Source organism: Cupriavidus sp. U2, from assembly GCF_009663685.2.
Taxonomy (GTDB): Bacteria; Pseudomonadota; Gammaproteobacteria; order Burkholderiales; family Burkholderiaceae; genus Cupriavidus; species Cupriavidus necator_C.
Genome location: NZ_RCOG02000005.1, coordinates 21,939 through 28,237 on the forward strand (window position 1 = coordinate 21,939; position 6,299 = coordinate 28,237).

A 6,299-nucleotide genomic window follows, 5' to 3' on the forward strand; every position below is an offset into this window, starting at 1 on the left:
CCATGTCGGATATTCTCGAAAAGATCCTGGCCGTCAAGGCCGACGAAGTCAACGCGGCGCGCAAGAAGCGCGACCTGCCAAGCCTGCGCGCCGAAGCCGAGAGCCTGCGCGGCGAGCCCGGGCTGGCGCCGCGCGGCTTCGCGCGCGCGCTGCGCGAGAAGATTGCCGCCGGCCACGCCGGGGTGATCGCCGAGGTCAAGAAGGCGTCGCCGTCCAAGGGCGTGCTGCGCGAGAACTTCGTGCCCGAAGCCATCGCCGAGAGCTACGCCACGCATGGCGCAGCCTGCCTGTCCGTGCTGACCGACGTGAACTTCTTCCAGGGCCACGCCGATTACCTGAAACGCGCCCGCGCCGCCTGCGACCTGCCGGTTCTGCGCAAGGACTTCATGATGGACCTGTACCAGGTCTACGAAGCGCGCACCTGGGGCGCCGACTGCATCCTGCTGATCGTGGCCGCGCTGGACCACGGCCTGATGGCCGAGCTGGAAGCCTGCGCGCTAGAACTGGGCATGGACGTGCTGGTGGAAGTGCATGGCAATGACGAACTCGACGCCGCGCTGAAGCTCCAGACCCCGCTGGTGGGCGTGAACAACCGCAACCTGCGCACGTTCGAGGTGTCGCTGGACAACACGCTGGGCTTGCTGCCGCACATGCCGGACAACCGCCTGGTGGTGACCGAATCGGGCATCCTGGGCCCGGCCGACGTGCAGCGCATGCGTGACGCCAATGTCCATGCGTTCCTGGTGGGCGAAGCGTTCATGCGCGCGCCCGAACCGGGTGTGGAACTGGCGCGGCTGTTTGGCTGATCGACGATTCGTCCGCGACCGATCCACGACTGACGGACCCACGACGGAGCACGGCGATGGCAAAAGAGATCGAACTGAAGCTGGCCCTGCCCGATGCCGCGCTGGCGGCCGTGGCGGCGTGGCTGGACGCCCACGGCGAGGCGCGTGGCGAAACCACGATGCTGAACGTCTATCTGGACACGCCCACGCGCGAGCTTGCCCGTGCGCGTGCCGCGCTGCGGCTGCGCCGGAAAGACAGCCAGTGGCTACAGACGCTGAAGACCGCGGGCAAGAGCGGCGGCGGGCTGGCCGCGCGCCACGAGTGGGAAACCGAGATTGGCGGCGAAGCCATCGAACTGGACCGCTTCGATGCCCAGGCACGCGCCGTGGTGGCGCCGCTGGCCGACCGTCTGAAGCCGGTCTTCCGGACCGATTTCGTGCGCCGCACGTGGATCGTCGAGCAGGATGGCGAGCGGATCGAGGCCGCCATCGACACCGGCACCATCAGCGCCCCCGGCACCACCCGGACCGAGCCCATCCAGGAACTGGAACTCGAATGGCTGCCAAAGAAAGGCGCGCCGTCTGACAAGGACGAAGCGCACGCCGAAACCGTGCTGCGCGCCTTCAGCCAGCGCCTGGGCCACGTGGCACCGTTGGTCCCCATGGATCTCAGCAAGGCCGCTCGCGGCTACCGACTTACCGACGCGTCCGATGCAAGCTGACCTCTTCGTCACCGAACCTTCAAAATCCGTCCCGACCGTCGACTGCCTGCAAGATCAGGTCGATGCCCTGCCCGCCGCGTGGCGCAAGCTGCTGGCGCCGTGCCTGGGCAATGCCGACTGGGCATCGCTATGCGATTTCGTCGATGGCGAGCGTGCCGCCGGCAAGCCGGTCTTTCCGCACGCCGTCTTCCACGCGCTGCACCTGACGCCGCCCGACGCGGTGCAGGTCGTCATCCTGGGCCAGGACCCGTATCACGGCACCGGCATGGTCGGCGGCGTGGAGATTCCGCAGGCGCACGGGCTGGCGTTCTCGGTGCCCGATGGCATCAAGGTGCCGCCGAGCCTGCGCAATATCTTCAAGGAAATTGCCGCCGAGTATGGCGGTGAGCCGGTGCGCGCCTCGGGCAATCTCGAAGGCTGGGCGCGCCAGGGTGTGCTGTTGCTCAACACGGTGCTGACCGTGGAGCAGGCCAACGCCGCCAGCCACGCCAGGCGCGGCTGGGAAGCCGTGACCGACTGCCTGATCCACGCACTGGCCATGTCGCGGCCCAACCTCGTCTTCATGCTGTGGGGCAGCCACGCCCAGGCCAAACGCGCGCTGCTGGAAGGCCAGACCCATTGCGTGCTGGAAGCGCCACACCCATCGCCGCTATCGGCGCATCGCGGGTTCCTGGGCTGCGGGCACTTCAAACAGGCCAACGACTGGCTGGAACGCCACGGGCGGCCCGGCATCGACTGGCAGAAAACCTAAGCGGTCGGGCGCCATTCGAAGCCATCGAAGGTTTCGGGCGGGGCCGCCGTCACGTCCACACGTGACACCTGCGCGGCCGGCGGCCCCTGTTCCATCCACACCCGCAGGGCTTCCAGATGCTCCCGCGAGCCCGTGGCGATGACTTCCACCGTGCCGTCCATGCGATTGCGCACCCATCCGCCCAGCCCCAGCGCCCTTGCCCGGTCCGCGCAGTGGCCGCGGTAGCCCACGCCCTGCACGCGGCCATGGGCGACCAGCCGCCAGGTTTCCGTCGATCCTGTCATGATTCGTTTCATCCCCTAGGTAAACTACCTAGCCCGGTCGGGCGTTAGGACGTCAGCATACGATGCCTTCGCCCGCTCCCCCAGCCCCGTCCCGCCATGCGGGAAAGGCGCCCGGGAAGAGGGCATGGCGCATGACACACCACCGAGGCCGTGCCCATGCCACCAACGCAAAAAAACCAGGCGCCCGGCTACGTCGGCCCCCTGTTGACCGCCCCGCCAAACCGCTTCGACCTCGCGCTGCTGCCGATCATCCTGGCCGCCATCGTCATCGTGGCCTATGCCGCACGCCAGATGGACGTGCCGTACCAGCCGGGCGAGTCGCTGGCCATCCATCTGGACGTGGCATGGCTGCCTTACTACCTGATGCGCACCAGCATCCGCATGCTGGCCGCGCTGGGCGCGTCACTGGTGTTCTCGTTCGCGTTTGCCGCGCTGGCCTCGCGCAGTCGGACCGCCGAAAAAGTGATGGTGCCGGCGCTGGATATCCTCCAGTCGATCCCCGTCCTCGGCTTCCTGTCGATCACCGTGACCGGCTTTATCGCGCTGTTCCCCGGCAACCTGGCCGGTGTGGAATGCGCGGCCATCTTCGCGATCTTTACCTCGCAGGCCTGGAACATGGCGTTCAGCCTGTACCAGTCGTTCCGCACGATTCCGGGCGACCTGCTCGAAGCGGCGGCCATGTTCCGGCTGTCGCCGTGGCAGCGGTTCTGGCGGCTCGAAGTGCCCTACGCCATGCCGGGGCTGCTGTGGAACATGATGATGTCGATGTCGGGCGGCTGGTTCTTCGTGGTGGCGTCCGAGGCCATTGCCGTGTCGGGCCACGATATCCGCCTGCCGGGCATCGGCTCGTATATCGCGCTGGCCATCCAGCAACAGGACCTGGCCGCCATCGGCTGGGCCATCCTGGCGATGCTGGTGGGCATCGTGCTCTATGACCAGTTCCTGTTCCGCCCGCTGGTGGCCTGGGCCGACCGTTTCCGCTTCGAGACGCTGGCGCAGGACACCGTGCCGCAGTCGTGGCTGCTCGACCTGCTGCGCCGCTCGGCCTGGGTGCATGCGGTGCTCAAGCGCACCGCCGCGCTGGCTGGCCGCACGCTGGCCTGGAGCGCACGCCATCGCAACGTGGTGGCACTGCCCGCCGCGCCGGTGCGCTGGGCGCCCTGGCTGGACCGCCTGCGCGACGCCATCATCATCGCCATCGCCCTGGCCGCGCTGTATCGCGTGTTCCACTTTGTCCACAGCGAGGTGGGCTGGGCCGAGGCCGCGCATGTGCTGTGGCTGGGCACGCTGACGATGGTGCGCGTGATCGTGCTGATTGCGCTGGCCGCACTGGTCTGGGTGCCGGTCGGCATCCGCATCGGGCTGAATCCGTCGCTGGCGCGGATCGCCCAGCCGATCGCCCAGTTCCTGGCGGCCTTTCCGGCCAACCTGATGTTCCCGCTGGCCGTGATGGCCATCGCCAGATTCGGGCTGAACCCCGAGATCTGGCTCAGCCCGCTGATGATCTTCGGCACGCAGTGGTACATCCTGTTCAACGTGGTGGCGGGCGCATCGGGCATTCCCACCGAACTGCGGCTGGCCGCGCGCAACGTCGGGCTCAAGGGCTGGCTGATGTGGCGGCGCTTTCTGGTGCCGGCCGTCTTCCCGAGCCTGCTGACCGGGCTGGTGACGGCGGCGGGCGGGTCGTGGAACGCGAGCATCGTGTCCGAATACGTGACGTGGGGCGACCGCACGCTGGTCGCCACGGGCCTGGGCAGCTACATCGCCGAAATGACCGCGCGCGGCGACTTTCCGCGCATTGCACTGGGCATCGGCGTGATGGCGCTGTTCGTGGTGGGCTTCAACCGGCTGCTGTGGAACCGGCTCTACGACCTCGCGCAGGCGCGCACCCGGCTCTGACAGCCGGCATCAATGACCGGAACTAAGGAATTTACGATGGCACTGCAAGGCAACGCCGATCCGGTGATCGACCTGCGCGGCGTGGGCAAGATGTTCCGCACCGCCGACCACACCGACCGCGCCGTACTCGAAGGCGTGAACCTGACGCTGCGCGAAGGCGAGATCGTGGCCATGCTTGGCAAGTCGGGCTCGGGCAAGTCCACGCTGTTGCGCATCATGGCGGGCCTGGTCGGCGCCGATCGCGGCGAGGTGCATTTTCGTGGCCAGCGGCTGGCCGGCACGGCCGAAGGCATTGCGATGGTGTTCCAGTCATTCGCGCTGTTCCCGTGGCTGACGGTGCAGCAGAACGTGGAGCTGGGGCTGGAGGCACAGGGCGTGGCCCGCGCCGAGCGCACGCGCCGCGCCGAGGCGGCCATCGACATGATCGGGCTGTCCGGCTTCAACAGCGCGCTGCCGCGCGAGCTGTCTGGCGGCATGCGCCAGCGCGTGGGGATCGCCCGTGCGCTGGTGACCGAGCCCGACCTGCTGCTGATGGACGAGGCGTTCTCCGCACTCGACGTACTGACCGGCGAGACGCTGCGCGACGAGATGCTCGACCTCTGGGAATCGGGCCGCACCAATATCAAGAGCATCCTCATCGTGTCGCACAACATCGAGGAAGCGGTGATGATGGCCGACCGCATCGTGATCCTGTCCAGCGATCCAGGCCGCGTGCGCGCCGAGGTGCCGGTGCCGTTCCCGCGTCCGCGCAACCGCGACGACGCCCGGGTGCGCGCGCTGATCGACGAGGTCTATATGCTGATGACGTCGCCCGCCGCATTGGAGCCACGCGTGCCGGCCCCGGCCGCCGCGCACATCGGCTACCGCCTGCCGGACGCCGATATCAGCCAGATGGAAGCCGTGCTCGACCTGCTGCACGAGTCACCGTTCTTCGGCAGCGCCGACCTGCCGCACCTGGCCGAGGAGGCCGGGCTGACCGACGACGACCTGCTGCCCGCCTGCGAAGCCATGCAGCTGCTGGGCCTGGCCAGCATCGAGCGCGGCGACATCACGGCCACGGCGCTGGGTCGCAGCTACTACGAGACCGAGCCGCCGGAACGCAAGGTGCTGTTCGGCAAACAGTTGCTGGCCCACGTGGCGCTGGCCGCGCACATCCGGCGCGAACTGGAGCAAAGCGAGAACGGCGAAGTCGGCGAAGAAGCGATCCTGCGCGCGATGGAGGCCTACCTGAAGCCCGAGGAAGCCCAGCGCGTGCTCAAGATCGCCATCGACTGGGGCCGCTACGGCGAGGTGTATGGCTATTCGTTCAACAGCGGGATGCTGACGCTGCCGCAAGCGGAGGAGAACGGCGGCGCGGCGGCGCAGGGGTGACGGATTTGCTTGGCTTTCAGGGCGCTTGGAGATTGCGGTCCCCTTGCTTGCACCGGAGGGCGCCGCTCCCCTCTCCCGCCTGCGGGAGAGGGGTTGGGGGAGAGGGCAAGCGTGTCCGCACTTGCCGAGCCGGGTTAGCACTCCATGCGCCTGCCCTCTCCCCCGCCCCTCTCCCGCGCGCGGGAGAGGGGAGTGTAGTGGTCCAATTTCCTCAGACAGGTCGATAGGTGGAAAATCACGATCGACGAGGAAAGACGACATGACAAAGCAACGCCGCAAGTTTGACGCCGCCTTCAAGCTGGAGGTAGTCCGGATGGTCCGGGATCAGGGCCTATCGGTCGCTGAGGTTTGCCACACGATGGCGATTGGGGAGACTGCCCTACGGCGCTGGCTGGTCCAGTATGACCTTGAAGTGGCTGGCGGCAAGGGAGTGGGCAAGCCGCTGACGCCTGAGCAGCAGCGCATTCGCCAGCTCGAAGAGGAAAAC

At 67.7% G+C, this 6,299-nt stretch carries 7 protein-coding genes; 6 read left to right on the forward strand and 1 reads right to left on the reverse strand.

The features are described 5' to 3' along the window. The first annotated feature begins 2 nt into the window (after positions 1 to 2). From trpC to D9X30_RS05860, 3 genes are read left to right on the forward strand one after another with little or no spacing between them, the layout of a single operon-like run. Entirely contained in the window at positions 3 to 806 is an 804-nt protein-coding gene (trpC, locus tag D9X30_RS05850; RefSeq protein WP_153950337.1) for an indole-3-glycerol phosphate synthase TrpC, read from the forward strand. 56 nt (positions 807 to 862) lie between these two features. After that, entirely contained in the window at positions 863 to 1,507 is a 645-nt protein-coding gene (locus D9X30_RS05855) for a CYTH domain-containing protein (RefSeq protein WP_153950336.1), read from the forward strand. Further along, positions 1,497 to 2,258, forward strand: coding sequence for a uracil-DNA glycosylase (locus D9X30_RS05860; RefSeq protein ID WP_153950335.1), 762 nt, complete (start codon positions 1,497 to 1,499; stop codon positions 2,256 to 2,258). The genes D9X30_RS05855 and D9X30_RS05860 overlap by 11 nt, the downstream gene beginning before the upstream one ends. Here D9X30_RS05860 and D9X30_RS05865 read toward each other — a convergent pair. Next, complete coding sequence (locus tag D9X30_RS05865) at positions 2,255 to 2,542, reverse strand: acylphosphatase (RefSeq protein WP_153950334.1); 288 nt, start codon at positions 2,540 to 2,542, stop codon at positions 2,255 to 2,257. The genes D9X30_RS05860 and D9X30_RS05865 overlap by 4 nt on opposite strands. Before the next feature lie 156 nt (positions 2,543 to 2,698). On the opposite strand from D9X30_RS05865, the gene D9X30_RS05870 reads away from it, so the two are divergent. The 3 genes from D9X30_RS05870 to D9X30_RS05880 form a co-directional block, all read left to right on the forward strand. After that, positions 2,699 to 4,441 (forward strand): ABC transporter permease, encoded by a 1,743-nt coding sequence (locus tag D9X30_RS05870; RefSeq protein ID WP_153950333.1) that lies wholly within the window; start codon positions 2,699 to 2,701, stop codon positions 4,439 to 4,441. A 36-nt stretch (positions 4,442 to 4,477) separates the two neighbouring features. After that, entirely contained in the window at positions 4,478 to 5,812 is a 1,335-nt protein-coding gene (locus D9X30_RS05875) for an ABC transporter ATP-binding protein (protein ID WP_153950332.1), read from the forward strand. 259 nt (positions 5,813 to 6,071) lie between these two features. Then, positions 6,072 to 6,299, forward strand: a 228-nt coding sequence (locus D9X30_RS05880) for a transposase (protein ID WP_153947640.1), incomplete at its 3' end; no start/stop codon positions are given.